This is a genomic window from Kribbella sp. NPDC051620 (assembly GCF_044453825.1).
In the GTDB taxonomy this organism is placed as follows: domain Bacteria; phylum Actinomycetota; class Actinomycetes; order Propionibacteriales; family Kribbellaceae; genus Kribbella.
In genome coordinates, this window is the sequence record NZ_JBITDB010000004.1 from 74,350 (window position 1) to 100,010 (window position 25,661).

The 25,661-nt window shown below is 67.8% G+C and carries 22 protein-coding genes and 1 pseudogene; 11 read left to right on the forward strand and 12 right to left on the reverse strand.

What is annotated here, in order from left to right:
- Positions 1-132: 132 nt before the first annotated feature.
- The 8 genes from ACIA12_RS19290 to paaN all read right to left on the reverse strand — a co-directional run bounded on the left by ACIA12_RS19290 (position 133) and on the right by paaN (position 9,931).
- Positions 133-1,680, reverse strand: a complete 1,548-nt coding sequence (locus ACIA12_RS19290) for a hypothetical protein (protein ID WP_396368374.1) — start codon at positions 1,678-1,680, stop codon at positions 133-135.
- A gap of 238 nt (positions 1,681-1,918) precedes the next feature.
- Complete coding sequence (locus tag ACIA12_RS19295) at positions 1,919-2,824, reverse strand: carbohydrate ABC transporter permease (protein WP_396368375.1); 906 nt, start codon at positions 2,822-2,824, stop codon at positions 1,919-1,921.
- The gene (locus ACIA12_RS19300) at positions 2,821-3,720 is read right to left on the reverse strand and encodes a carbohydrate ABC transporter permease (RefSeq protein WP_396368376.1); all 900 of its coding nucleotides are present in this window, start codon (positions 3,718-3,720) and stop codon (positions 2,821-2,823) included. The genes ACIA12_RS19295 and ACIA12_RS19300 overlap by 4 nt, the downstream gene beginning before the upstream one ends.
- Before the next feature lie 70 nt (positions 3,721-3,790).
- Positions 3,791-5,074 carry an ABC transporter substrate-binding protein gene (locus ACIA12_RS19305; RefSeq protein WP_396368377.1) on the reverse strand — a complete coding sequence of 428 codons (1,284 nt, stop codon included), beginning with the start codon at positions 5,072-5,074 and terminating at the stop codon, positions 3,791-3,793.
- A 233-nt stretch (positions 5,075-5,307) separates the two neighbouring features.
- Positions 5,308-6,339: a zinc-dependent alcohol dehydrogenase family protein gene (locus tag ACIA12_RS19310; RefSeq protein ID WP_396368378.1), complete on the reverse strand. Its 1,032-nt coding sequence runs from the start codon at positions 6,337-6,339 to the stop codon at positions 5,308-5,310.
- A gap of 22 nt (positions 6,340-6,361) precedes the next feature.
- On the reverse strand, positions 6,362-6,880 hold the full coding sequence (locus tag ACIA12_RS19315; RefSeq protein ID WP_396368379.1) for a flavin reductase family protein: 519 nt from the start codon (positions 6,878-6,880) through the stop codon (positions 6,362-6,364).
- Entirely contained in the window at positions 6,877-8,268 is a 1,392-nt protein-coding gene (locus ACIA12_RS19320; protein WP_396368380.1) for a serine hydrolase, read from the reverse strand. The genes ACIA12_RS19315 and ACIA12_RS19320 overlap by 4 nt, the downstream gene beginning before the upstream one ends.
- Positions 8,261-9,931: a phenylacetic acid degradation protein PaaN gene (paaN, locus tag ACIA12_RS19325; protein ID WP_396368381.1), complete on the reverse strand. Its 1,671-nt coding sequence runs from the start codon at positions 9,929-9,931 to the stop codon at positions 8,261-8,263. The genes ACIA12_RS19320 and paaN overlap by 8 nt, the downstream gene beginning before the upstream one ends.
- Positions 9,932-10,005: 74 nt before the next feature.
- Between paaN and paaI the strand changes: the two genes are divergently transcribed.
- Genes paaI through paaK form a run of 3 tightly spaced genes read left to right on the forward strand, consistent with a single transcriptional unit; the run spans position 10,006 to position 12,964 of the window.
- Positions 10,006-10,431 (forward strand): hydroxyphenylacetyl-CoA thioesterase PaaI, encoded by a 426-nt coding sequence (gene paaI / locus ACIA12_RS19330; protein ID WP_396368382.1) that lies wholly within the window; start codon positions 10,006-10,008, stop codon positions 10,429-10,431.
- Positions 10,428-11,633 carry a 3-oxoadipyl-CoA thiolase gene (pcaF, locus tag ACIA12_RS19335; RefSeq protein ID WP_396368383.1) on the forward strand — a complete coding sequence of 402 codons (1,206 nt, stop codon included), beginning with the start codon at positions 10,428-10,430 and terminating at the stop codon, positions 11,631-11,633. Before paaI ends, pcaF begins: the two co-directional genes overlap by 4 nt.
- Before the next feature lie 11 nt (positions 11,634-11,644).
- Complete coding sequence (gene paaK, locus ACIA12_RS19340) at positions 11,645-12,964, forward strand: phenylacetate--CoA ligase PaaK (protein WP_396368384.1); 1,320 nt, start codon at positions 11,645-11,647, stop codon at positions 12,962-12,964.
- Positions 12,965-12,993: 29 nt separating this feature from the next.
- Here the strand turns inward: paaK and ACIA12_RS19345 are convergent, their stop codons facing one another.
- Positions 12,994-13,614 carry a TetR/AcrR family transcriptional regulator gene (locus ACIA12_RS19345; protein ID WP_396368385.1) on the reverse strand — a complete coding sequence of 207 codons (621 nt, stop codon included), beginning with the start codon at positions 13,612-13,614 and terminating at the stop codon, positions 12,994-12,996.
- 181 nt (positions 13,615-13,795) lie between these two features.
- On the opposite strand from ACIA12_RS19345, the gene ACIA12_RS19350 reads away from it, so the two are divergent.
- The 7 genes from ACIA12_RS19350 to ACIA12_RS19380 all read left to right on the forward strand — a co-directional run bounded on the left by ACIA12_RS19350 (position 13,796) and on the right by ACIA12_RS19380 (position 19,309).
- On the forward strand, positions 13,796-14,599 hold the full coding sequence (locus ACIA12_RS19350) for an SDR family NAD(P)-dependent oxidoreductase (RefSeq protein WP_396368386.1): 804 nt from the start codon (positions 13,796-13,798) through the stop codon (positions 14,597-14,599).
- A gap of 2 nt (positions 14,600-14,601) precedes the next feature.
- Positions 14,602-15,717 (forward strand): DUF5938 domain-containing protein, encoded by a 1,116-nt coding sequence (locus ACIA12_RS19355; protein WP_396368387.1) that lies wholly within the window; start codon positions 14,602-14,604, stop codon positions 15,715-15,717.
- A 72-nt stretch (positions 15,718-15,789) separates the two neighbouring features.
- A complete protein-coding gene (locus tag ACIA12_RS19360; protein WP_396368388.1) occupies positions 15,790-17,322 on the forward strand; it encodes a long-chain fatty acid--CoA ligase in 1,533 nt (510 codons plus the stop codon).
- A gap of 34 nt (positions 17,323-17,356) precedes the next feature.
- Positions 17,357-17,881, forward strand: a complete 525-nt coding sequence (locus tag ACIA12_RS19365; protein ID WP_396368389.1) for a DinB family protein — start codon at positions 17,357-17,359, stop codon at positions 17,879-17,881.
- The gene (locus ACIA12_RS19370; protein ID WP_396368390.1) at positions 17,878-18,375 is read left to right on the forward strand and encodes a DinB family protein; all 498 of its coding nucleotides are present in this window, start codon (positions 17,878-17,880) and stop codon (positions 18,373-18,375) included. The genes ACIA12_RS19365 and ACIA12_RS19370 overlap by 4 nt, the downstream gene beginning before the upstream one ends.
- A gap of 65 nt (positions 18,376-18,440) precedes the next feature.
- Positions 18,441-18,854 carry an SRPBCC family protein gene (locus tag ACIA12_RS19375; RefSeq protein WP_396368391.1) on the forward strand — a complete coding sequence of 138 codons (414 nt, stop codon included), beginning with the start codon at positions 18,441-18,443 and terminating at the stop codon, positions 18,852-18,854.
- Positions 18,851-19,309, forward strand: coding sequence for a MarR family winged helix-turn-helix transcriptional regulator (locus ACIA12_RS19380; protein WP_396368392.1), 459 nt, complete (start codon positions 18,851-18,853; stop codon positions 19,307-19,309). Before ACIA12_RS19375 ends, ACIA12_RS19380 begins: the two co-directional genes overlap by 4 nt.
- Positions 19,310-19,510: 201 nt before the next feature.
- Here ACIA12_RS19380 and ACIA12_RS19385 read toward each other — a convergent pair.
- Positions 19,511-19,711, reverse strand: a pseudogene (locus ACIA12_RS19385) (hypothetical protein); the annotation flags it as partial.
- A 301-nt stretch (positions 19,712-20,012) separates the two neighbouring features.
- On the reverse strand, positions 20,013-21,362 hold the full coding sequence (locus ACIA12_RS19390; protein WP_396368393.1) for a serine hydrolase domain-containing protein: 1,350 nt from the start codon (positions 21,360-21,362) through the stop codon (positions 20,013-20,015).
- A 249-nt stretch (positions 21,363-21,611) separates the two neighbouring features.
- On the opposite strand from ACIA12_RS19390, the gene ACIA12_RS19395 reads away from it, so the two are divergent.
- Positions 21,612-24,992 carry an ATP-binding protein gene (locus ACIA12_RS19395; protein ID WP_396368394.1) on the forward strand — a complete coding sequence of 1,127 codons (3,381 nt, stop codon included), beginning with the start codon at positions 21,612-21,614 and terminating at the stop codon, positions 24,990-24,992.
- Here the strand turns inward: ACIA12_RS19395 and ACIA12_RS19400 are convergent.
- Positions 24,975-25,601 carry a TetR/AcrR family transcriptional regulator gene (locus ACIA12_RS19400; RefSeq protein ID WP_396368395.1) on the reverse strand — a complete coding sequence of 209 codons (627 nt, stop codon included), beginning with the start codon at positions 25,599-25,601 and terminating at the stop codon, positions 24,975-24,977. The two genes, ACIA12_RS19395 and ACIA12_RS19400, sit on opposite strands and share 18 nt — an antisense overlap.
- Positions 25,602-25,661 lie beyond the last annotated feature (60 nt).

The window sequence follows — 25,661 nt, forward strand, 5'->3', positions numbered from 1 at the left end:
CCATCTCCCGTCCACCGCGCCCGTTTGTCCCACCACTGACGAAGCCAGCGCGCGGCACCGCCTCAACCACAGGCCACCTGGCGCACAGCTCTTTGCTCTTGTTCTTGCTCTTCAACCGGCTGGCTGGCTCGGTTAGCGGGGGAGGATGAGGGTGTCGGTGAGGAGTTTGGCGGTTTTGCGGAGGGTGGGGGGTGAGGAGGAGAGTTCGGCGGCCAAGGCCAAGGGGGTCAGCGGTTCGCCGGGGCCTACCAGGCGGTGGCGGTGGGCTTGGAGCCAGACGATGGCTCGGGGCCAGGTGGAGAGGCGGGCCTTGGTGAGGAGGTCGGGGGCTTCTCGGACCAGGCGCTCGGCGATGTCGAAGGCTTCGGCGGCGTAGTTGGTGCCCAGGGTTTCGCCGGCCAGCAGCCAGGCGTGGGGGGCCAGGACCGAGAGGGTGGCTGCCTGGGATTTGTCCAGGCCGCGGAGGTCGGGACGTGGGGGCGCGCCCAGGCCGGCGAGCGTGCGGTAGGCCTCTTCCAGGTCGTCGCTGGTGTCGTCCAGGAAGACGCGTTCGCCTGAGAGCGGGCGAATCGGGTCTGTCAGCGCGGCGGCCTCCAGGGCGGGGCTCCAGACGTCCACGGCGTCGACGGCCTCCTCGACCGCGTCCAGCTCTAGGGACGTGCGCTCACCTGCGAAAGCAAGCCACGCCTTGACCACCAACGGCACAGCGGCAAAGTAGGTGCTGTCGGCAAGCACCTTGCGGGGCAGCCAGTGGGAGAGGAAAAGCTCCACCAGTACTGCGCTCACCCGCAACGGCCCGCCAACCGTCCGATCGACCGCGTGGTCGATCCACAGCCGCGCGATGTCCGCCGCATCATCCGGCAGCCCAACAGCGAAAGGCGATTCGAGGAACTCGTCCACCAGCTGATCGCGTTGCCGCCCGGACAACTGCGCCCGCACCGGCGGTCGCACCGGCCGCTCCGGCAGCTGCGTCAGCCGATTCACCAGCAACCCGGAGAAGAACTCGAAGTCCTCCGTCACCGGCGGATCGTCGGAGTCGTGCGTCTCCCCCAGCGCCTGCAAGATGATCCCGGCCGCGGTCGCCGGCCGCACCGTCCGCACGGTCACCCGCCCACCGCGCTGGTACGCCTCGACCACCCGGTCCACCGGCGGCCCGACGAAGACATCCTTCGCGATCGCCCCGAGGTTGTTGTCCACGAAGACGACCACCGTGTGCGGATGCTGCTCGTCGTCATAGTCCAGTACGACGCTCAGCCCATCGCCCGTGACATCTTCCGACACGATCGCGCTCGTCAACCGGAACCCGGCGATCCGCGCCACCCAGTCCGGCACGTCGTACTGCGTACGCCCCCGCGACAAGTGTGCGCGCTGCAACGGAAGCCGCCCGGCCGGTCCGACGGTACGAGCCAGACTCGTCAACAGGACAAAGGAATCCGGGTCGCGCCGTTCCCCCAGCACCCGGGCCGCATCGGCCCAGAAGAACCGCTCGACCTCACCGATCTCGTCAGGCTGCCCGGCGGGCCACAGCTGGTCGGCCAGCAGCGCCGCCGACCGCGCGACCGATGCCTCGGCAATGACCGGATGAAGAGCAGGTGGAGCCGCCGCCAGGTCGAGCAGCAGCGTCTCCTGCAGGGTGTCCAGCACGGCGACGCTCGGCGTGGTGTCGAGGTCTGTTCCCACGACACCCACCGGCGGCTGCCCTGGGGTCGGACCTGAACTGGAGTCGACCAGCCGCAAATGGCTGCCGCGTCCGTCCCGGCCTCGTGACTTTGTCACTCTGGCGAGATTACCGCTGACCGCCCGTCTGCCGCAGGCCGGTGCGCGCGTCCTGTGGACAACTCGGTCGACACGCCGTCACGACACACCTACGGCCCGTGTCTCCAGTACGAAGTACCGAAGCCACGAGCCGTAGGGGAGATCAGCCCTTCAGCGCACCCGCCATCAGTCCGCCGATGAACCAGCGGCCGAGCAGGATGTAGACGAGCAGCGTCGGGAACGACGTGATGAGGGCACCCGCCATCGAAGCCGCGTAGTCCACTTTCTGCCCACCGGCGAGCGCCGCCAGGCCGAGGGTGACCGGGCCGTTGTTCTGCTGGGTCAGGAAGAGCGCGAACAGGAAGTCGTTCCAGACCGAGGTGAACTGCCAGATCAGCGTCACCACGAAGCCGGAGATCGAGACCGGCAGGATGATCCGGATGTAGGTCTGGACCAGGCCGGCGCCGTCGACCCGGGCCGACTCGATGATCTCGGTCGGGATCACCGTGGCGTAGTAGTTGCGGAAGATCAGCGTGCAGATCGGGATGCCGTAGATGACGTGCGTGATGAGCAGCGTCGGGATACCCCGGGTGACGTCCAGGTCCTGGTAGGTCTGCCGCAGCGGCAGCATCACGGCCTGGTACGGGATGAACATGCCGAACAGGATGAACGCGAACACCAGGTTCGCGCCGGGGAACCGCCAGCGGGCCAGCACGAAGCCGTTCGCCGAGCCGATCAGCGACGCGATGATCGCGGCCGGGATGGCCAGCGACAGCGAGCGGACCATGTACGGCTGCAGGACGTCCCAGGCCTTCTTCCAGGGCTCGATCGTCCAGGTCTCCGGCAGCGACCACTGCGCGGCGGCGGTGGTGTCGCTGGAGGTCTTGAAGCTGGTGATGATCACGACATACACCGGCGTCAGGACGAAGAGCAGAAACAAGAGCAGGAGGATATACCGGACGGTCCGGCTGCGACGGGTCGAGCCGTCGGCGATGGTGCTGCGCTGCGGCTTCTTGCTGATCGCCGCGGCCGCCTTGCCGGTGGCGGCGGACGCATCCACGACGGTCATTCTTCGCTCTCCTGCCGAACGGTGTAGGCGACATACGGGATGACAAGGACTGCGACGACGGCGAGCAGCACAATCGCTATCGCGGCCGCCTTCGCCATGTCACTGCGGAGCAGGGTGTTCCACATGTAGATCGAGGGAACCTCGGTGCGGAACTGATTCGGCCCGGTGATCGCGTAGATCAGGTCGAACAGCTTCAGCGACATGTGGCCCAGGATGATCAGCGCGGACAGCGCGATCGGGGACAACTGCGGGAACAGCACGTACCGGTAGAGCTTGAACTCGCTGGCGCCGTCCACCCGGGCCGCCTCGCGCAGCTCGCCCGGGATGCCCCGGAAGCCGGCCAGGAACAGCGCCATGATGTAGCCGGACAGCTGCCAGACCGCCGGTAACGCGATGGAAGCCATCGTGGTCCACCGGCTCCCGCCGGTCCACCAGGGATTCTCCAGGAAGTTCAGGTGCAGGATGTCGAACAGCCGGTTCAGGCCGCGCGCGTCATCACCCTGCGAGGGGTTCAGCAACCAGCCCCAGACGACGCCGGAGGCGATCATCGAGATCGCCATCGGGAACAGGAAGATCGACCGGAAGACGCCCTCGCCGGTGACCCCCTTCTCCAGCAGCAACGCCCAGAGCAGGCCGAAGATCAGCGTGCCCACGATGAACGCCACCGTGAGCACGCCGAGGTTCTTCAGCGAGTTGAGGAACCGGTCCTCGCCGAACAGGTTGACGTAATTCTCGAACCCGACGTGTTTGGTCGGGACCGGCCGGGCGTTGTGCTTGTCCGTCAACGAGGTGTTGAAGGTCCAGGCGATCAGCCCGTAGACGAAGTACCCGAGCAACAGCACCGTGGGCAGCAGCACCAGCGCCCCTGGCCCCCAGGTGCGGATTCTTCCGTGCATGACTCAGGACTCCCGGTCGAAAACGGTCAGGTCGAGATCAGTCAGGTTCGGCGAGGACGGCACCGATCGATCAGCTCGGCTTGGCTGCGGCGACGAGCGCCTTCTGCAGCGTGCCGACGTCCAGACCGCTGCTGAACTGGCCCATCGCCGACAGGATGCTGTCGTTCTGGCCCAGCGTGCAGGCGGCGCCGTGCGCGCAGGACGGCACGATCGTCTTGGACTTCCAGTCAGCCATCGCGGACTGCTGGTACTTCGGGTAGTCGGCCGGCGACGCGTCGGAGCGGGCCGGGATCGAGCCCTTCTTGGTGTTGAACGCCTTCTGGCCCTCGGCGCTGCCGACCGTCTTCAGCCAGCACTTCGCGCCCTCGGGGTCCTGACCACCGGTCGGCAGCGTGAACGAGTCCGCGAGGAACTGGAAGTCGCCCGCGGTTCCCGGCGACGGCCAGTAGGTGTACGCGGTGTCCGGGACCTTGTCGGACAGTTGCTGCGCGGCGACCCAGTCACCCATCAGCGTGTAGGCCGACTGGCCCTTGTTCACGTACTGCAGCGCGTCCGGCCAGTCGATCGCCTCGCGGTCGGCGTTGCTGAACGAGAGCACCTTCTTGAACTTCTCCAGCGCGGCGGTGACGTCGGCGCCGGCCATGTCGGTCTTGCCGTTCCACAGCCCGGTGAACTTCTCCGGACCGAGCTCGGCCAGCAGCACGGCCTCCATCACCATCTCTTCGGCGAAGCCCTTGGAGGTGGCCAGCGGAGCCTTGACCCCGGCCGCCTTCAGCTTCTCCATGTCGGCGATCCAGGCGTCGACCGAGGCGGGCGCCTTGCTGGCGTCGATGTTCGCCTTCTTCAGCACCGTCGGGCTGGCCCAGACGACGTTCGCGCGGTGCACGTTGGCCGGCACCGAGTAGATCTTGCCGTCGACGGTCAGGTTGTCCAGCAGGGTCTGCGGGAACGCCTTGTCGAGGCCGAACTCCTTGTAGAGGCCGCTGACGTCGTCGACCTGGCCGTTCTTGATGTAGTCGCCCAGCTCGGCGCCGGCGTGCGCCTGGAAGGTCGACGGCGGCTTGTTGGCCTGCAGGTCGTTCGCCAGCACCTGCTTCGCGTTCGAGCCCGCGCCACCGGCGACGGCGGAGTTGACGAACTTGTAGTCCGAGCACTCCTTGGTGAACACCGAGACCAGACCGTCGAGCCCGGCCTTCTCGCCACCATCTGCCCACCAGGTGAAGACGGTCACGTCCTTGTTGGCCGCCGCGTCTCCTCCGTTGCCACCGGAGTCGTCACTGTTCCCGCAGGCACTGACCGCGAGAAGACCCACGGTCCCCACTACCGCGAGGGTCTTACTCAAACCACCACGCATTTTTCCACTCTCCGATCAGCTCAGGGAGCTGTTTGACAACGAATGCCCCCTTGACGGCCCCAACTCTGGGCACGGGGCCGGTCGGGTGTCAACGCTCCGCGCAGTCGCGTTGCGCAGACGTGATCCCTCGTGCACACCTGGTGTGAGAGCGCGTACAAAGCGCTCTTGTAAGGCCAGTGCAAGCTGAGGTATTACGGCCCCACCCCACCATCCCGGTCAGGGGGTACTGCGCGCTAAGGCCTGAGCAGCACCTTGATCGCCCGTCGCTCATGCATCATCTTGTAGCCCTCGGCCACATCCTCCAGCGGCAACTCGGAATCGAAGACCAGCCCCGGATTGATCGCTCCCGACAGTACGTCGGCCATCAGTTCCGGCAGGTACTGACGCGCCGGAGCCATCCCTCCGGCCAGCCCCACGTTGGTCCGGAACATCCGCCGCAACGGCAGCTCCACCCCGTGCGGTACGCCGACGAACCCGACCGTCGAGCCCGGCCTGGCCACATCGAAGGCGGTGCTGAACGACTGGTCCGTACCGACGCATTCGAGCACGGCATCCGCCCCCACGCCCGAGGTCAGCTCCAGCACGGCAGCCTTCGCGTCATCTCCCCGCTCGGCGATGATGTGCGTCGCACCGAACTGCCGCGCGATTTCCTGCCTCGATTCGTGCCGGGAAAGCGCTACCACCCGCTCAGCGCCCATCCGCGAAGCAGCCAGTACTCCGCACAGCCCAACAGCCCCATCACCCACCACAACCACGGTGTCGCCGGCCTTTACCCGCGCCGACCGAGCCGCGTGCCAGCCGGTCCCCATCACGTCCGACAACGTCAGCAACGACGGGACCAGCGCATCATCCGGCACCTCGGGAGTCGCCACCAGCGTCCCGTCCGCCCACGGCACCTTCGCGAACTCGCCCTGACCCCCGTCGGCCTGGTCGCTGCCGATCCCGACCAGGTTCTGACAAGCCGACTGCATCCCGGCCAGGCAGTTGGGGCAGGTGCCGTCGCTGGCCACGAACGGAGTGACAACGAAGTCACCGGGCCGCACGGTCCGCACGTCAGCGCCGACCTCCTGGACGATCCCGACGTACTCGTGCCCGATCCGGCTGCCCGGCGTGATCTTGTTCTCGCCCCGATAAGGCCACAGGTCCGACCCGCAGATGCAGCCGGCAACGATCTTGACGACGGCATCCGTCGGCTTCTCGATCACCGGATCCGGCACCTCGCTCAACCGGATGTCGAAAGGCGCATGGATCGTGGTCGCTCGCATGTCCTTACCTTAAGCACGGCCGTCAGAAGGCGGTGTACCGCCCTCGCCGGTGCACGAGCGGCGGGATCTCGTCGGCCGCCAGCTCGACGTGAGCGATCTCGAGCTGCACCTGCAGCGCCCAACCGACCTCGGGCGGGTCCGGGGTGACGAGCCGGCAGCCCGCCCAGGTGCTCACCCCGACCGGCGCCGGGCCCCACTCCGTCTCGGTCCAGTCGATCATCCGGAACGGCCCGCCCGGCGCCGGTGCGACGTACCCGAAGGCGTCGGCCAGCTGCTGGTGCGGGCCGCCGAGCAGGCTGACCACGGCTGTCCTTGCCTTGCGCAACGTTTCCCAGAGATCCGAGTCCGGGTCGATCAGGCCGATCACGTAGCCCGGATCGCCGTCCGCGACCAGCATCGACGAGACGGTCAGCCCGGCCCGTTTCCCCTCATGGGCAGTCGTCCACAACCCGACCGGCGACGGCAGCCGGCCGCGCAACCGGCGTACCGGGCTCCGCTCCGACTCCGGCGGCAGGAACGGATGATCCCCGTGAATGGTCATGCCCGAACGGTACTCACCCGCACTCGGTCAGGTAGAGAAAAGACGTCCAACGGGCGGCTCAGGCCACTCGAGCCACGCACCGACTCCACGGATCCGTCGGGGGTGAACGTGAAGCGGTACGTCTCGCCGATGGCGCCGTAGCCGGAGCCGCCGGTGATGCGCAGCGTGTCCCCCTCCATCTCGAGAGTCGTCGGATCCACGACCGGGTCGGGCGTGCTGGGGTCGATCGCGTACAGCCGCCCACCGAGGACGACGACATCCATCACGCCCCACAGATTGGCGTACCGCCCGGTGAAGCGTTCGAGCCCAGCAGCGTCTTCCCGGGGCTCGGACGAGGCCAGCTCGATCAGCTTGAAGGCAGTCTCGGTCAACTGTCGCGCCGGACCGTCGATCGCATTCGTCAGGACCGACACCGCGAGCCCGCGCTCGGTGTCGACCAGCGACAGGCTGATGTGCCCCGGAAAACCGCCGCTGTGCCCGATCAGCTCCCGATCGCCCACCTTCGACACCATCAGACCCAGCCCGTACTTCGGCCAGTCGGTGCTCGTCGTCTTCCACCACGGGTGCTGCATCTGGCGCTTGGAGGCGTCGGTCAGCAGCCGCTCGTCGCCGGGCAGGTGCGCGGACCAGTAGCTCACCAGATCACGCGCGTTGCCGAAGAAGCCGGTCGCGGACGCCAGCGCACCCGTGTCGACGTGGTCGATCGGCACCCGTTGATCGGCGTACGCCAGCGAGCTGTAGCCGATCGCATACTCGCCCAGCCGGGCCGGATCCAGTTCTGGGCCGAGCCCGGTCAGGCCGAGCTTGTCGACGATCGCGGTCCGCACGAACTCGTTGTACGGCGTCCCGGTGACTGCTTCGATCACCAGACCGAGCAGGCCGAAGCCGATGTTGGAGTACTTGAAGCGGTCGTTGCCGGAGAGCACCGCCGAGCCCGGCTCCTTGACCACCCGGAGCAACTGCTCACGATCCGGGTAGGCCGCGGCGAGCTGCCAGAAGTCGGCCTCCTCGCTGTCCCGGGTGACCCCGCCGGCATGGCTGACCAGGTCCCGGATCGTGCGCTTGCCCAACGGCGTACCGACGATCTCGGTGACGTGTGTCGCGACCAGGTCGTCCAGCCGCAGCTTGCCCTGCTCGGCCAGTTGCAACAGGGCGGTCGCGGTGAAGGTCTTGGAGTGCGATGCGATCCGGAACAGATGCTGGTCGGTCAGCTCGACACCCTGTTCGAGGTCGGCGTGCCCGTACGCCGCGGAGAACGCGACCGCATCCTCCGCGTACACAGCGGCCTGGACTCCGGGGATTCGCTGGTAGCGCTGATTGAACGCCAGCCAACGGTCGTAGTACGCGAGTGCTTCCTTCAGGGTTTCGGAATCCAGGGCGTCAGGCATGACGCCTAGACTGAATGACGCGGAAGCGACTCGCAACGTAAGCGCCGTCCGTGTACGTGGCGTTAGCGGCCGGGTTCGCTCCGGTGCCGTGGAAGTCGCTGAAAGCAGCCGATTGATTGACGAAGACCTGACCGGTCAGGTTCTCCGACAACGCGACCCCGACGTCGAGGGCGGCTTCACGGACCTCGTCCAGCACGGCCTCGTCGGTGGAGTAGACACCGGCCGTCATCGCGCCGCCGTCGCCGACCGTCTGCCGGAACAGCGCGATCGATTCGGCGGTACCGCTGGTACGGACCAGGAACGACACCGGGCCGAAGCACTCGCGGCTGAAGACGTCCTCGTTCTTGGCGTCGAGAGCGACCAGCAACGGCGTCCGGACGACCGCGTCGGCGTACGCCGGGTGGGTGATCGCGCGGGACTCCAGTACGACGTCGCCGTACTCCGGGGCGAGCTCGAGCCGGTTGACCACGGCCTGGTTGACGATGCCGCCGAGCAGCTCGACCGCGCGGGCGTCGTCGCCGAGCAGCTTGCTGATCGAGTTCGCGAGGCCGGCGCCGACCTCGTCGAACGTCTTGTGGCCCTCGTCGGTCTCGATGCCGTCGGCGGGGACGAACAGGTTCTGGGTGGTGGTGCACATCTGGCCGGAGTACAGCGACAGTGTGAAGGCGAGGTTGTTGCAGAGCGCCTTGAACGAGTCGGTCGAGTCGATGATGACCGCGTTGACGCCGGCCTTCTCGGTGAAGACCTCGGCCTGGGTCGCGTTCTGCTCCAGCCAGTCGCCGAACTCGGTACCACCGGTGAAGTCGATCAGCTTGACCTCGGGGCGCAGCGCGAGCGGCTTGGCCAGGCCGTCACCGGGATGCTCGGCGGCGAGCGTGACCAGGTTGGGGTCGTAGCCGGCCTCGGCGAGCACCTCACGGGCGACCTCGACGGTGATCGCGAGCGGCAGCACGGCCAGCGGGTGCGGCTTGACGATCACGGCATTGCCCGTGACGAGCGAGGCGAACAGGCCCGGCCAGGAGTTCCAGGTCGGGAAGGTGTTGCAGCCGATCACCAGCGCGACGCCGCGCCCGGTGACGGTGAAGTTCTTCTCCAGCCGGATCGGGTCGCCCTTGGCCGGCTTCTCCCAGATCGCGGTCGCCGGGTACCGGCTCATCTCCTCGTACGCGTAGGCGATCGCCTCCAGCGCCCGGTCCAGCGCGTGCGCGCCACCGGCCTGGAACGCCATCACGAACGCCTGACCGCTGGTGTGCTGGACCGCGTTGGCCAGCTCGAAGACCCGCTTGTGCAGCCGGTCGAGGATCTCCAGCGTGACGCCGACCCGGCCGTCGATCCCGCCCTTTCGCCAGTCGCTCAGGCCCTTTTGGGCAGCCGCGAGCAGCTCGTCGAGGCCGGCCTCGACGGTTCGCGGGTACTGGACGTCCAGCGCGACGCCGTACGGCGACTCCTCGCTGCTGACCGTGCCGCTGGCGCCAGGCGTCTCGAGCGCGTACGTAGTACCGCGCAGCGCCTCGAAAGCCGCCTTGCCGTCCTCGGCCGCCGTCTCGCCGTAAACCCGCGGGCTCGGCGACTCCGGGAACGCCGAGTAGTAGCCACGACTGCGGATCGCAGTCAGCGCGCCGTCGAGCCGTTCGCGGTGGGCAGCCAGCCAGTCAGTAGTCATGACAGTGATGTTACAGTCCATGACCAGATCGGGGCTAGAGTGTCACAACCACTCCCTACCGCTGGGTGGACCGAATGGGCAAGGAACTAGCGAGCCGGGTCGCGGCCGCCATGTGGGCCGATGACTCCGCGAGTGCTGGTCTCGGCATGCGGCTGGTCTCGGTCTCCGCGGGCACGGCGGAGCTCGAGATGACGATCCGCGACGACATGGTGAACGGCCACGGCATCGCGCACGGCGGTTTCATCTTCACGCTGGCCGACTCGGCCTTCGCTTTCGCCTGCAACTCGCGCAATCTGGTGACCGTGGCGCAGGCGTGCGACATCGTCTTCATCGCTCCCGCCCGGCGCGGCGAGGTGCTGGTCGCCGAGGCGCGGGAGCGGACGCAGTACGGGAAGAACGGGGTCTACGACGTGACGGTCCGGCGAGGCTACGAAGTGATCGCCGAGTTCCGCGGCCGGAGTCGTCAGTTGAGCGGCACCATCATCGAGGAGGATTCATGACCCGCGTGGCCTACCTGGTGGACGGCGTCCGCACCCCGATCGGCCGGTACGGCGGTGCGCTGGCCACCGTCCGCCCGGACGACCTGGCCGCCCACGCGCTGAGAAGCCTGCTCGCGCGGCACCCGAATCTGGACCCCGCGACGATCGACGACGTCTTCCTCGGCTGCGCGAACCAGGCCGGCGAGGACAACCGCAACGTCGCCCGGATGGCGCTGCTGCTGGCCGGGCTGCCGGACAGCGTGCCGGGTTCGACGATCAACCGGCTCTGCGGTTCCGGGCTGGACGCGGTCGCGGCCGCCGCTCGGTCGATCGTTGCTGGGGACAACGAAATCGTGCTGGCCGGTGGGGTCGAGTCGATGTCGCGGGCGCCGTTCGTGATGCCCAAGGCGACGTCGGCTTTTTCCCGGCAGGCGGAGATCTTCGACACCACGATCGGCTGGCGGTTCGTCAACCCGGTGCTGAAGAAGCAGTACGGGATCGACTCGATGCCGGAGACTGCGGAGAACGTCGCCGCCGACTTCTCCATCTCCCGCGAGGACCAGGACCTCTTCGCCTTCCACAGCCAGCAGCGGGCCGCGAAAGCGCAGGCCAACGGCCGGCTCGCCGAGGAGATCGTCGCCATCGAGGTGCCGGGCAAGCGCGGCGCGGTGACCGTTGTCGACGTCGACGAGCACCCGCGCGAGACGTCGCTGGACGCCCTGGCAGGCTTGAAGACTCCGTTCCGGGACCCCGGCACGGTCACCGCGGGCAACGCCTCCGGCGTCAACGACGGCGCCGCCGCGCTGCTGGTGATGAGCGGCGAAGCGGTCGAGCGGCTCGGTGTCACGCCGCTGGCCCGGATCGTCGGTACCGCGGCAGCCGGTGTGCCGCCGCGGATCATGGGCATCGGTCCGGTCCCGGCGACCCGCAAGGTGCTCGGCAAGGCCGGTGTCACGCTGGCAGATGTGGGCGTGATCGAACTCAACGAGGCCTTCGCGGCCCAGTCCCTCGCAGTACTGCGTGAGCTCGGCCTGCCCGACGACGCGGAGCACGTGAATCCGAACGGCGGCGCCATCGCCCTGGGCCACCCCCTGGGCATGTCCGGCGCGCGTCTCGCCCTCACCGCCGCCCTGGAGCTTCGCCACCGCGACGCAGGGTACGCGCTCTCCACCATGTGCATCGGAGTCGGCCAGGGCATCGCGACCCTGCTGGCCCGCCCCTGAAAGGTCTGTCCATGACCGAGCGTTTTCTTGGTGAAGCTTGTCCCGCCGACCTTCTCGACGACGGCGAGAAGCTGGGCGTCGACGAACTGAGGTCGCGGCAGTTGGCCCGCCTGCGGACCACCGTGCGCGCGGCGTACGAGAACGTCCCGCACTACCGGGCCGCACTCGATGGCGTCGGCTTCAAACCCGATGACCTGCAGGACTTCTCCGACCTCTCCCGGCTGCCCTTCACCGGCAAGCAGGACCTGCGCGACAACTACCCGTTCGGCATGTTCGCGGTCCCACGCGAGCAGGTCGTCCGCGTGCATGCCTCCTCCGGTACGACCGGCCGCCCGACCGTCGTCGGCTACACCCGCGACGACATCGACAACTGGGCCAACCTGATCGCCCGCTCGATCCGCGCGGCCGGCGGCCGGGCCGGCGACGTCTGCCATGTCGCCTACGGCTACGGCCTCTTCACCGGTGGCCTCGGCGCCCACTACGGCGCCGAGCGGCTCGGCTGCACCGTCGTACCGGTCTCCGGCGGGATGACCGAGCGGCAGGTCGACCTGATCCGCGACTTCGGCGCCCGGATCATCATGGTGACGCCGTCGTACTTCCTCTCGATCGTCGACGAGATGGTTGCCCGCGGCATCGACCCGAAGGAGACCTCGCTGCGGATCGGCATCTTCGGCGCGGAGCCGTGGACCGAGCAGATGCGCACCGAGGTGGAGAGCAAGACGGGCATGCACGCGGTCGACATCTACGGCCTGTCCGAGGTGATGGGCCCGGGCGTCGCGCAGGAGTGCGTCGAGACCAAGGACGGCCTGCACATCTGGGAGGACCACTTCTACCCCGAGATCATCGACCCGGTCACCGGCGAGCCCCTGCCCGACGGCGAGGTCGGCGAGCTGGTCTTCACCACCCTCACCAAACAGGCTTTCCCGGTACTCCGGTATCGCACCCGCGACCTGACCCGCCTACTCCCCGGCACGGCCCGCCCCGGCATGCGCCGAATGGAGAAGATCACCGGCCGCACCGACGACATGATGATCGTCCGGGGCGTCAACGTCTTCCCCACCCAGATCGAGGAACAACTCCTCCTGGTCGACGGCCTGACCCCCCACTACCTCTGCATCCTCACCCGCCCCAACCGCCTGGACGAACTAACCGTCCAGGTAGAAGCGGCCCCCGACCTCCCGACGTCCTCGTACGCCGCGTCCGCCTCAACCCTGTCACGCCGAGTAAAAGATCGCGTCGGCGTCACAGCATCCGTCGAGGTACTCCCACCCCACGCCCTGGAACGCTCCCTAGGCAAAGCCAAACGCATCCGCGACGACCGCAACCGCTGAGCCGCTCGCGGGGAAAAGACGCAGTCGGGCTACGGGATCAGCAGCTTGGGCAGCGTTTTGTCGACGCCGTCTTTGAGGGTGTCGAGGGCCTTGGGGTCGCCGGAGAGGTGGCGGAGGAGGGCTTGCTGGAAGAGGCCGTCGAACTGGGCGTAGGCGGTGGCCGGTGAGACGGTGATCGGCTTGCCGCTCAGGTCGGCGTAGGTGCTGACGATGCGCCAGATCATCAGCTCCAGCGTCTTGTCGATCTCCAGCACGTCCTCGCGGAACGACTCCTCGAACAGCGCCTGGTTGCGCAGGTCGTACCAGAGGCGGTGCATCGTGCCGTCCTCGTCACAGGTGGCGGCCAGCGCCTGGGCGAAGTCGGCCCGGAGCTGGTCGGCCGACTGGGCGGTGGCGACGATCTGGTCGTACCGGGTGACGCACTCGGCCTTGTAGAGCTTCACGCAGAACATGATCAGCTCGACCTTGTCGCGGAAGTAGTAGTGCAGGACGCCGTGCGAGAAGTCGGAGTTCTGGGCGATCTCCCGCAGGCTGGTGCGGGCATAACCGAGCTCGGACAGGGTGCGCAGCGCCGAGGTGGCGAGCTGGGCACGGCGCTCAGCGAACTTGTCCACCTGGCGGCGCGAGATCCGGTCCGACACGTCGGTCACGGTCAGCCTCCCGAGGTTCGTTCCTGCGAGTTTAACCCGGAGTTCAGAATTTCTGGACGGCTGTCCAAGAAACTCTTGACGACTGTCCAGAAGTCCGTGACGCTGTGGTCATCGCCCGATCGCCGCCTCACCGGTGGTCGGGCGGCCGAAGGGGTCAAGCAGCCGGCCGAAGGGGAGAGCTATGAGCGGGTACGACCTGACCGGACGAAAAGCCTTGGTGACCGGGGGTGCGCGCGGACTCGGGGCCGGCATGGCCGAGGCTCTCGCGGCGGCCGGCGCCTCGGTCGTGATCGCCGACATCGCGGAGGATCTCGGCAAGGCGACCGCCGACGCGCTCAAGGACACCGGCGCGACCGCGGCCTTCGTACCGCTCGACGTCACCGACGACGCGAACTGGGAGGCGGCGATCAGCGCCACCATCACCGAGCTCGGCGGTCTGGACATCCTGGTCAACAACGCCGGCGTCGAGCTGTCCGGCCTGGTGATCGACCTCGACCCGGCCGACGTACGCAAGATGCTCGAGATCAACGTCCTCGGTACGGCGCTGGGCCTGAAGCACGCCTTCCGCGCGATGCGGCCGGAGGGACCCGCCGGGACTGGTGGCTCGGTGGTCAACATCTCCAGCGTCGCGGCGACGATCCCGTTCCCCGGCATCTCCGGGTACTCCGCGACCAAGTCCGCGGTCGACCGGTTGACCCGGGTGGCCGCGATGGAGTCCGGCAAGCTCGGGTACGGCGTACGGGTCAACTGCGTGTATCCCGGCCTCGTACCGACCGAGATGGGCATGAAGCTCGCGGCCGACATGGTGACGCTCGGACTCTGGCCGTCGGCCGAAGCAGCGGTCGGTGACGTCATCGGGCTGACCCCGCTGGGCCGGCTCGGCGAGGTCGGCGACATGGCCGACGCGGTCGTCTTCCTGGCCTCGGACGCGGCCAAGTTCATCACCGGCGCGGGCCTGCCGGTCGACGGCGGAATGGGGATGTGACGATGACCAAACCCGTCGTCGTCTACGGCGCCTCCGGCTACACCGGGCGGCTCGTCTGCGAGTACCTGCGTGAGTTCAACGTGCCGTTCATCGCGGCCGGCCGGGACAAGAAGCGCGTGCAGGAGGTGCTCGACAAGGTCCCCGGCATCGACACCGTCGACCACGAGGTGGTCGAGGTCGAGCACGAGGTGAGCGCGCTGACCGACCTGTTCCGCGGTGCGAAGGTGGTCAGCAACATGGTCGGCCCGTTCGTGAAGTACGGGCCCGAGGTCGTCGAGGCAAGCCTCGCGGCCGGCTGCCACTACCTGGACACCACCGGTGAACAGGACTGGCTGCTGGACGCGCAGAACGGGTGGGGTGACAAGTTCAACGCCGAAGGACTGCTGCTCGCCCCGGGAGTCGCTCAGATGTACACGACCGGCGAGATCGCCGCGAACATCTGCCTGGAGACCCCTGGCCTCGACACCCTCGACATTCTGGTGCTGTGGAAGGGATTCCCGACCTACGCGTCGACCCAGACCATCTTCACCATCCTCAAGGCGGACTGGCACTATCTCGAGCAGAACGAGCTGGTGAAGTGGGACCCGCTCACCACGACCGAGGTCAACGTCCCAGGCCAGCACGCGACCGCACTCGCCCTGCCCTGGGGTGGCACGAGCCATCCGGTCTGGTTCAAGAACGATCCCCGCGTGGCGAACGTGAAGGTCGCCGGCGGCGTCTTCGACCGGACCGTGATGCAGGGCGTCGTCGAGGCGGTGAAGATGGTCGAGTCGCAGATCAAGACGCTGCCCGCCGACCAGCAGGACGCGGCCCTGGCCGAGGTCGCCGCGTCGGTACAGGCCAGCATGCCGCCGCGCGAGAACCCGCGGATCAACACGTCTCTCGACTCCGTTCACGCGTCCGGTCCGCTCGGTCGCGCGCACTGCGTCATCTATGGCAACAGCAACTACAAGCAGACGGGCGTGCTGCAGGCGTACGCCGCCTATTCGCTCCTCCAGCAGCCGCCGAAGCGCGCCGGGCTCGCCTCAGCCTGTCAGGCCTTCGGGCACCGCGAGCTTCTCGGCGTACTGCGGAGCTTCGGGCTGGTTCTCGAACCTGTACTGACCGTCCACCACTGAGACCGGGTGCGGGGGTGCCCCACTCTCACCCCCCAAGGGGTCCCCCCGCACCTGTACCACCTGGAGTTCCGCGTGAGGCTGTACGACTATCTCGACAAGGGCGCATCGCTCGGAGCCGATGCCCCTTGCCTGACGATGGCCGGTACTTCGCTCAGCTACGCCGAGGTGCAGCAACTGTCCTGGCAGGTCGGCCGCGCCCTGCATCGCTCCACCGTGCTGCCCGGCGACAAGGTGGCGATCCTGTCGGCCAACAACCCGATCTCGTTCGCCTGCGTCTTCGGCATCGCCCGGGCCGGCGCCATCTGGTGCCCGATCAACCCGCGCAACGAGGCGGCCGAGAACCGTGACCTGCTCGATGCCTTCGACTGCTCCGCACTGATCTTCCAGCGTACGTTCCTCCCGCTGGTGGAGAAGATGCTGCCCGAGCTGCCGAAACTGACCACGGTCATCTGCCTCGACGATTCGTTGCCCGGGGCAATGAGCTTGGCGGAGTGGCTGGCGGACGTACCGGCCGATCCGTGGTCGCTGGAGCCGATGGACGAGACGGCACTGCTCGTCGGTACCGGCGGTACGACCGGGCGGCCGAAGGGGGTGATGCTGACCGAGCGCAACCTCGAGACGATGTCGGCGATCACCTTGATGAGCTATCCCTTCGATGGCCGGCCGGTCTATCTGGCGCTGGCGCCGCTGACCCACGCGGCAGGAGTACTGTGCTTCCCAGTACTGACGCTCGGCGGCGAGATCGTGATCATGCCGTCGCCCGACCTGGACGAGTTCCTGGCGTTGATCGAGCGGCATCGGGTCACCCACACCTTCCTGCCGCCGACCGTGATCTACATGGTGCTGGCGCATCCTTCCTTGTCCACCACGGATCTCGAGTCCCTGCAGTGCTTCTGGTACGGCGCCGCGCCGATGTCCGCGGCCCGGTTGGAAGAGGCGCTGACCCGGATCGGGCCGGTGATGGCGCAGCTCTTCGGTCAGAGCGAGGCGCCGATGATGATCTCCACGATGGCGCCGGCCGACCACTTCCGTCCCGACGGCTCGCCGGCGGTCGAACGGTTCACCTCGGCGGGACGGCCGTCGCCGCTGACGCAGGTGGCGATCATGGCGGACGACGGACGGCTGCTGGGGACCGGGGAACGCGGCGAGATCGTCGTACGGGGCTCGCTGGTGATGGCCGGCTACTACCGGGACGCGGTGGGGACCGCGGCTACCTCGCAGTACGGGTGGCACCACACGGGGGACATCGGGTTCCTGGACGAAGACAACTACCTCTACATAGTGGATCGGGCGAAAGACATGATCATCACGGGCGGATTCAACGTGTACTCGGCGGAGGTCGAGCAGGCGCTGATGACGTACCCGGCGATTCGCGACTGCGCGGTCGTCGGACTACCGGACGAGAAGTGGGGCGAGCGGGTGACCGCGGTACTGCAGTTGCACCCCGGGCTGACGGTGACCGAGTCGGAGGTCCGCAACTACGTGAAGAGCAAGCTCGGCAGCGTCAAGGCGCCGAAACAGGTGGTGGTCTGGCCCGATCTGCCGCGCTCGAAGGTCGGCAAGGTCCTGAAGAACGAGGTCAAGGCGCGCCTTTTAAATCAATAGGCGCTCCACGGCGCCGCCACTACTCTGAGCGGCAATGACCCAAACGACGCGTCCTCCGCTGACCTCTGACGAGCGGACCCAACTGACCGGCTGGCTGGACCTGCAGAGGTCCTTCGTCCGGATGAAGTGCGACGGCCTGACCGAGGCCGACGCGCATCGGGTGATGCTGTCCACCTCGCCGTTGATGACGATGGCCGGGTTGGTGGCGCACCTGCGCTGGAACGAGTACGCCTGGTTCCAGCTGAGCCTGCTCGGCGTACCGGACACCGGGCAGACGCCCTGGACCGAGGGCGGTCATCCCGACGCCGAGATGTTCGTCGACGATGTACCACTGGCCCAATTGCTCGATGAGTACGACGAGGAATGCGCGCGGTCGAACGCAGCCATCGCCGACCTCTCCCTCGACGCGCTCGAACAGGGCACCGGCGACGACGAGTCGGCCTCGCTGCGGTACATCCTGTGCCACATGATCGAGGAGACGGCCCGCCACGTCGGCCACCTCGACATCATCCGCGAACTCATCGACGGCTCGACCCGCTACGACTGGCGCAATCCGTGAACGCACTCCGGACCGCTGATGAGCGCGCGAGCCTCATCGGCTGGCTGGACGTGCAGCGGGCGCTGGTACGACCGAAGTGTGAAGGCCTGAGCGAGGCCGACGCGCATCGTCAACTGCTCCCGACCTCGCCGCTCACCACCGTGGCCGGCCTGGTCTCGCACCTGCGCTGGGTCGAGTACTCCTGGTTCACCGAGAACCTGCTCGGTACCCCCGACACCGGCCAGACCCCGTTCACCGAAGGCGGCCACCCCGACGCGGAGATGTTCGTCGACCACCGGAGTCTGCCCGACCTGCTCGACGAGTACGACGCCGAGTGCGCCCGCTCGAACGAGATCCTCGCCGACTTCACCCTTGATGACGTGGAGACGGCCGCTCTCCCCATGCGCGGCCCCGCCTCGACCCGCTACATCCTCAACCACATGATCGAGGAAACCGCCCGCCACCTGGGCCACCTGGACATCCTCCGAGAGCTCCTGGACGGCCAGCGCGGCTGACCTCTTGCAGATTTAGTCCGTGCGAAGATAGTCTTCGTGCAGACTAAATCCGAAGGAGCTTCGCCATGTGGGTACACGAGCACACCGCCGACACCGCCGTATCGCGCGACCTGATCTGGCAGACGCTGGCCGACATCGACGGCTGGACCGCCTGGGACACCTCGATGGAGGCGATCGAACTCGACGGCCCGTTCGCCGTCGGCAGCCGGGTCCGGATGACGCCGGCCGGCCAGGACCCGATCGAGTCCACCATCGTCGAGATCACCGAAGGCGAACGCTACGCCGACGAAACCACCTTCAACGGCGCCACCCTGCGCTTCAGCCACACCCTCTCCACCCCTGCCGAAGGCACCACCCGCATCGTGCACCGCCTGGAGATCACCGGTACCCCCGACGCCGACCAGTTCGGCCCGATGATCACCGAAGACTTCCCCGAAGCAATGACGGCCCTGATCGCCCACGCCGCCACTCTCCGGTGACCCGCTACCCAGGCGGCCCGGCCGAAAGCCCCGGCTTCCTCCTCTGGCACGTAACCCACACCTGGCAACGAGCCATCACCACAGCCCTGGCTCCCCTCGACCTGACCCACGTCCAGTTCGTCCTCCTGGCCTGCACCTGGTGGCTGACCAACGAGGGTCACACCCCCAACCAGCAAACCCTGGCCCACCAGGCCGGCACCGACATAAAAATGACCTCCCAAGTCCTGAAAACCCTGGAAACCAAAGGCCTCCTGACTCGACAGACCTCCCCCACCGACGCCCGCGCGAAGACGCTGGCTCCGACCCCAGCCGGCATCAAACTAGCCCAAAAGGCAATCACCGCAGTAGAAGCCGTCGACGAGGCCTTCTTCGCCCCCGTCTCCACCCCTGCCCTGGTGAAGACCCTCACCAAGCTCAGCTCCACTTCTCCGGCCGCCGCCAACTCGTCTTCCTGACTGGATCGAACACCTCCTCCGCCAACAGCGAATGCCGCAGTGCGGTCTCGTTGAGATTGAAGTACCCCACATCAACGAAACGCTTGTGCGGCTGCATGTTGCTGCAGGCATCCCGAGGATGACCGGATGCCCGGGACGCATCCGCTTGATCGCGGCCACCGCGGGCGCGAAGTCCGAATCCGCGCTGATCAGCAGCGTCAGATCCGCCAACCCCACGGCGGCGTCTTCGACCATCGACACGGCCAGCGCCACGTCGGTTTCCTTCTCTTCAAAGGTCCGCGGCCGGCCGCGGACGATGGTGGTGAAGTAGCGGACCCGAACCAGCTCGTCGTCGGGGCGGAGCTGGCGCACGAGTTTCACGAGATCGAGCCAGAGGTACTTCCGGCCGTACTTGCTCTTCATGCCGTAGTACAGATTGAAACCATCGATGTAAGCGGCGACGGTGCCCACGCCTTGCTCTCCTGTTCGGGACAATGGCGTACGCGGCGTGTTACTGTGTAGGTCGAATGCCGGTACGCCCGGCTGCAACGGCCCCCTACTCGGGGGTCGTTCTTTTTATGCGTACCGGTTTGGGCGGCTCGGCCGCCTCATCTCCCGACAGTTGTATGGGAGGGGCCCCACCGAAGTGAGGCCCCGCGCCCGATCGCTGAAGTACTCGCGACCGACGGTTGTCGCCAACCGTAGTCAGTGGGCTATGTCAGGGTCAAAGCTCCAGCCATTCGCCGAAGGCGTAGGGGTGGCGGGTGCATAGGTAGGTGGCCCAGTGGAGGGTGGTGGGGGTGCCGGAGGGGTCTCGGGTGATGCGGAGGAGTTCGCCTGCTTCGCGGCCGGAGACTGTGCGGTAGATGTCTTCGGAGAGTTTTTCGAAGATGGCTGGGGGTTTCCAGTCGGGGGCGCCTTGGGCTACTGCTTGCAGGACGCCTTCGCGGATGGAGAAGACGAAGGGGCTGCCTTCGGAGTACCAGGTGCCGAGGACGCCGCTCAGGTCTTCGGGGATTGTGGTGCCGGGGGTCCAGGGAGTGGGCTTCGCCGCGTCGGTTTCGAGGACCTTCAGGAGTAGGTCGGTGGCCAGGCCAGCGGGGTCGGGGGCCGAGGTGGTGTTCATCAGGGCGATTCCGGCGGTGCCGGACGGGCGGTGGACGAAGGTGCCGGTGATGTGGCCGGGCATGCCGCCGGTGTGGCCGACGGTGACGCGGTTGCCGAGGCGGAAGAGCATGAAGCCGAGGCCGAAGCCGAGCGTCCAGCGCTCGTCGACCATGATCTGCGGCTGGCACATCTCCTCGACGGTGTCCGCGGACAGCACCGAGTCCACAGGGTCGGCGATGAACGACGCCCACTTCGCGAGGTCCGCGGCAGTACTCGCGAGACCGCCGCATGCGTTCATCGCACCGATGTCGAGCACCGGCTCCTTCACCGATACGTCGGTCCACGGCGGCACGTAGTACCCCTGAGCGGCCGGCCCGCCGTCGAACCCGACGGTCGTCCGGTCCATCTCCAGCGGCTGAAGGATGCGCGCCTTGATCGAGTCGTACCAGCTGCGACCCTCGAGCCGCTCGATCACCTCGCCGAGCAGCGAGTAGACCAGGTTCGAGTAGTGGAACCGGTGATGCGGCTTGCCGATCCGCTCGGAGTCGTTCCAGCCGGCCAGCAGCTCGTCGCGGTTCGGGAACGCCATCTTGTCCCACACGTCGCCGACCGGTTCGCGCTGCATACCGCTGGAGTGGCTGAGCATCTGCCGCACGGTGATACCGCCGTGCTTGGTCTCGGGCAGCAGCTGGTCGAGCTGGTCGTCCAGGGTGAGCTTGCCCTCGTCGCGCAACGCCATGATCGTCACCGCGGTGAACGTCTTGCTGTGCGAGGCGATCAGGTACTGCGTATCGGCCGTCGGCGCGGCCCCCGGCTGGTCCAGATCGGCCGAGCCGACCCCTTCGGACCAGGCCAGCCCACCATCGCGGGCGACGGCCCCGACCAGGCCGGGCACCCGCCCCTTGGCCTGGCGTTCGGCGACGATCCGGCTGAGCGCGGACTGGGTCTGAGCGGAGATCTCGGTCACCAACTGACAGTAAGGCATGTTCGGCGGTTTCCTGCAGTAGCGAGCAGGTGCTCGGTGCGGTAGCTCGGCGTGCTGGAGTGAAGGCCTCGATGCTCTTCCATCGTGGCCTTTGCTCCAGTGCGGCGAGGTACCGTGCCGAGTGCCGCGCAGCACGCAGGAAACCGCCGAACATGCCTTCAGGCATGTCGAGGGTGTAGGGATGTGACAAAAGACAGGGGTGTGGACGGGCACTTATGGGAGGGTGGGAACGTGCGCATAGCGGTGCTCGGTCCTCTCGCCATGTGGGCGGCCGACGGATCTCCGCTGGACGTCCGCGGAGTCCGTCTGCGCGGCCTGCTGGCCAGGCTCGCGCTGAGCGCGGGCCGCCCGGTCGGCATCGACACCTTGGTCGACGGCCTGTGGGGTACCGAGGCGCCCAGCGCGAACGCCCTGCAGTCGCTGGTCTCGCGACTGCGGGCCGGCCTGCCCGCGACCGAGTCGAGCATCTCGGTCCAGTCCGGCCCGGCCGGATACACGCTGACCATCTCGCCGGAGTCCGTCGACGCGCTGCAGTTCGAAGAGCTGGTACGCCGGGGCCGCGAGCTGCTCACCACCGATCCCAGCCAGGCCAAGGCACTGCTCACCCAAGCCGAGCGACTGTGGCGCGGTGACGCTCTGGCGGACCTCCGTGACCTACCGTTCGCGGCAATCGAGGCCGACCGCCTCCAGGAGCTGAAGCTAGGTGCCTCCGAGGACCTCGCCGAGGCCGCCATCGCCAGCGGCAACGCCCGCGAGGTCACCGCGGAGCTCGAGCGCGTCACCGCAACCCACCCACTCCGCGAACGCGTCCACGAACTCCTGATCAGAGCCCTGTACGCCGACGGCCGCCAAGCCGAAGCACTGGCGGCGTACGAGCGAGTCCGCTCCACCCTGGCCGACGAGCTCGGCGCAGACCCGGGCGCCCGGCTCCGCGAACTCCACGTGGCCGTACTCCGCGGAGACGCGATCGACCCGGTCGCCACGACTCCCGTAGTACCGGCTGCTCAGACGTCGGCCCCGCGCAGCAACCTGCGAGCCCCGATGACCAGCTTCGTCGGCCGGGCCGATGATGTGGCCGAGCTTGCTCGCCTGCTCAGCAACGGCACGCGACTCGTCACCATGGTCGGCCCAGGTGGCGCCGGCAAGACCCGGCTGGCGACCGAGACCGGCCGGTCGCTGGTCGAGCAGACCGGCGACGGCATCTGGTTCGTCGAGCTGGCCCCACTCGCCGACGCGGCCGACGTAGCGCCCGCGATCCTCGGCGCGCTCGGAGCGAGCGAGTACGTCGACAGCATCCAGCTGGGCCTGGCTCCGAAGCACTTCCCGAGCAGCCGCGCGGCCACCCAGCGACTCGTCGAGGTGGTCGCCGACCGCCGCGTGCTGCTCGTCCTCGACAACTGTGAGCATCTCGTCCAGGAGGTCGCCGACCTGGTCGACTCCCTGCTCGCCGCCTGCCCCCGGCTGCGCGTGCTGACCACCAGCCGCGAGCCGCTGAGCATCCCCGGCGAACACCTGCATCCGGTCGGCCCCCTCGGGCTGCCGCCGATCGACAGTACCGACGACACGTACCCGTCCATCCAGCTGTTCGTCGACCGGGCCCGGGCAGTCCGCCCTGACTTCGCCGTCACCAGCACCAACCGACAGGCGATCGCCGAGATCTGTCGCCGCCTCGACGGCATGCCGCTCGCTATCGAGCTGGCAGCGGCGAGACTCCGCGCGCTCACCCCGCTGCAGATCGTCGACCGGCTCAACGACCGATTCCGCTTGCTCACAAGCGGTTCCCGGACCGCGCTCCCTCGCCACCAGACACTGCGCGCGGTCGTGGAGTGGAGCTGGGAGTTGCTCGACGACGACGAGCAAGCAGTAGCGCGACGGCTGTCCCTCTTCTCCGGTGGCGCGACGCTCGAAGCCGCCGAACGCGTCTGCAGCGGTCCAGGCCTGCCGCCGGAAGCAGTCCTCGGTGTGCTGGCCTCACTGGTCGACAAGTCGCTGGTCGAGGCCGCTGCCGACGACAGATCGGTTCGCTACCGGATGCTCGAGACTGTGAAGGCGTACGGTGCCGAGCAGCTCGCAGCATCCGGCGAGTCGGCGCTGATCCGGGAGGCGCACACCGCGTACTTCAGCGAGCTGCTCCGGCAGGCTCGGCCCAAGCTGCACACCGGCGAGCAACTGCAGTGGATCGCCCGGTTCGACGCGGACAACGAGAACCTGCTCGACGCGCTGCGTACGGCGGTCGACGCCGGCGACGCGCAGACAGCCCTCGACCTCGTCTCGGTGCTCGGCGAGTACTGGAACATGCGCGGCCGCCCGACCGAGGCGGTCACCTGGTTCGAGGCCGCGCTCGAACTCAAGGGGCCGACCCATCCGCTGATCCGCGCGACCACGCTGATGATGTACGCCCTCGGCACCCTCTCGAACGGCGAGGATCCGTCCGCCTCGTACGGTGGTGCGATCCGCGGTCTGGCCGAGGTGCGGCTGTTGAGCCGCCGGCACCGGGTCGTCGCGGAGTCGGGGGTCGGCCGGTTCACCAATGCCGTCTGGGCGATGGTCCGCCGGGACAAGGCGACCTGCTTCCGCGAGCTCGAAGAGGCCAGCCACAACGAGGATCCCTGGGTCCGGAACATGGCCGTGATGATGACCGCGATGTTCCGCGAGAACGAGGGCCAGGTCGAGGAGATGGCCGTCGACCTGACCACCGCGCTGGACGGGTTCCGCGCGCTCGGCGACCGGTGGGGAACGTCGTTGGCGCTGCGCGGGCTGTCCAGTCATCAGGCCGGCCGGGGCGACCACGAAGGCGCGCTGGCGTCACTCAACGAGGCGCTGCAACTGGTCGACGAACTCGGTACCACCGAAGGCGTCGCGCAACTCCTGGCCCAGAGCGCTCAGAGCCGCGCCGAACTGGGCGACCACGACGGCGCACGGGCCGACCTGACCCGGTCACTGCAACTGGCTGAGGAGCACGGAAGCCGTGGCGGGCAAGCGATCGCGTTGATGGGGTTCAGCACCCTGGCCCGGCGCGAGGGCCGGCTGGACGACGCCAAGGACCTGGCGGATCGGGCGTACGAGATGCTCGATCTGGTGGCCGAGCGGGTCGCGCCGCACGGACAGGCGATGATCCTGAGCCAGCTCGGCCGGGTGGCTGTCGCCCGCGGCGAGTTGGACGTGGCTCGCGACTACACCAAGCAGGCGGTCGGTCTTGCGCTCAACACGGAGGACATGCCGCTGGCGTCGGGCATCGTCGAGGCAGCCGCCGAGGTGGAGTTGCTGGCCGGAGACTACGAGCTGGCTGCCCGGACGATCGGCATCGCCGTCGGTCTGCGCGGTATGCGGAGCATCCCGGACTCCGACGTACGCCGTACCGTCGAGCGCTTGCGTGCAGAGCTCGGTGACGCGCGCTACGAGACGGCGTACGAGGCAGGTGCCGCGCTGGGCCGCGAGGACGGGTCCAGTGAGCTCCGCAAGCGGCTCAACCTGCCTGAGGTTTCCGCCGGTCTCGCTGGGCTGCTGATCGGCAGAGCCGACGATCCGGCCCGCGAGAGCGGCTCGATCCGGACTGGCTCCGGACCGACGGGCTCGTTGCGGACGGGTGGCGGATCAGCCGAGCATGAGTGAGACGGCCAGGTCGCGCAGAGCGGTCTGGACCTGCTCCTCCGGTGGGCGTGGCTCGGTCAGCATCCAGTCGTAGACGACCGTGTTGACCGCGCCGATGAAGCACAGGCCGACGAAGCGGAAGTCCTTGCGGGTCAGCTCGTTGCGCGACACCGCGACCTCGCCGACGCCGACGACGCTGGAGATCAGCAACTCGCGGAAGGCGATCCGCTGCTCCTCCACCGCCGGGCTCGCGCCGACCACCTCGACGAACGAGATCCGGGCCCGGCGCAGGTCGGCCATGATGGTCCGCAGATAGCCGTCGACGGCCGCCACGATCCGCTCCCGGACGGGCGCGTCGGCGGTCGCCGCGAGCGCGTCACCGGTACTGCGGACCGCCAGCTCGATCACCTGGGCGTGCACCGCGAGCAGCACGGCTTCCTTGTTCTGGAACTCGTGGTAGAAGTGCCGGGTCGACACTTTCGCCTGCGCACACAGCCGTTCCACCGAGGTCGCGGGGTAGCCGTCGGTCCCGAACAGCTCCAGCGCGGCGTCCAGCAGACGTTCCCGTCGCGCCGCCTTCCACTCCTCCACGGAGCGACCTGAATAGCGGCGTTCGGAGGGTTCGCTCATTGCACCTCTTGTCGATACCCCGTGCGTGAACTCTTGCCATCTTAGCCAGATCGCTCCGCC

What these genes read in the sequence shown, in the direction of transcription:
- ACIA12_RS19350 (WP_396368386.1), top strand. Translation starts at nt 13,796, where the DNA reads ATGAGCGGGTACGACCTGACCGGACGAAAAGCCTTGGTGACCGGGGGT.
- ACIA12_RS19295 (WP_396368375.1), bottom strand. Translation starts at nt 2,824, where the DNA reads ATGACCGTCGTGGATGCGTCCGCCGCCACCGGCAAGGCGGCCGCGGCG.
- paaI (WP_396368382.1), top strand. Translation starts at nt 10,006, where the DNA reads ATGGGCAAGGAACTAGCGAGCCGGGTCGCGGCCGCCATGTGGGCCGAT.
- ACIA12_RS19315 (WP_396368379.1), bottom strand. Translation starts at nt 6,880, where the DNA reads ATGACCATTCACGGGGATCATCCGTTCCTGCCGCCGGAGTCGGAGCGG.
- ACIA12_RS19355 (WP_396368387.1), top strand. Translation starts at nt 14,602, where the DNA reads ATGACCAAACCCGTCGTCGTCTACGGCGCCTCCGGCTACACCGGGCGG.
- ACIA12_RS19400 (WP_396368395.1), bottom strand. Translation starts at nt 25,601, where the DNA reads ATGAGCGAACCCTCCGAACGCCGCTATTCAGGTCGCTCCGTGGAGGAG.
- ACIA12_RS19300 (WP_396368376.1), bottom strand. Translation starts at nt 3,720, where the DNA reads ATGCACGGAAGAATCCGCACCTGGGGGCCAGGGGCGCTGGTGCTGCTG.
- paaN (WP_396368381.1), bottom strand. Translation starts at nt 9,931, where the DNA reads ATGACTACTGACTGGCTGGCTGCCCACCGCGAACGGCTCGACGGCGCG.
- ACIA12_RS19320 (WP_396368380.1), bottom strand. Translation starts at nt 8,268, where the DNA reads ATGCCTGACGCCCTGGATTCCGAAACCCTGAAGGAAGCACTCGCGTAC.
- pcaF (WP_396368383.1), top strand. Translation starts at nt 10,428, where the DNA reads ATGACCCGCGTGGCCTACCTGGTGGACGGCGTCCGCACCCCGATCGGC.
- paaK (WP_396368384.1), top strand. Translation starts at nt 11,645, where the DNA reads ATGACCGAGCGTTTTCTTGGTGAAGCTTGTCCCGCCGACCTTCTCGAC.
- ACIA12_RS19310 (WP_396368378.1), bottom strand. Translation starts at nt 6,339, where the DNA reads ATGCGAGCGACCACGATCCATGCGCCTTTCGACATCCGGTTGAGCGAG.
- ACIA12_RS19365 (WP_396368389.1), top strand. Translation starts at nt 17,357, where the DNA reads ATGACCCAAACGACGCGTCCTCCGCTGACCTCTGACGAGCGGACCCAA.
- ACIA12_RS19305 (WP_396368377.1), bottom strand. Translation starts at nt 5,074, where the DNA reads ATGCGTGGTGGTTTGAGTAAGACCCTCGCGGTAGTGGGGACCGTGGGT.
- ACIA12_RS19375 (WP_396368391.1), top strand. Translation starts at nt 18,441, where the DNA reads ATGTGGGTACACGAGCACACCGCCGACACCGCCGTATCGCGCGACCTG.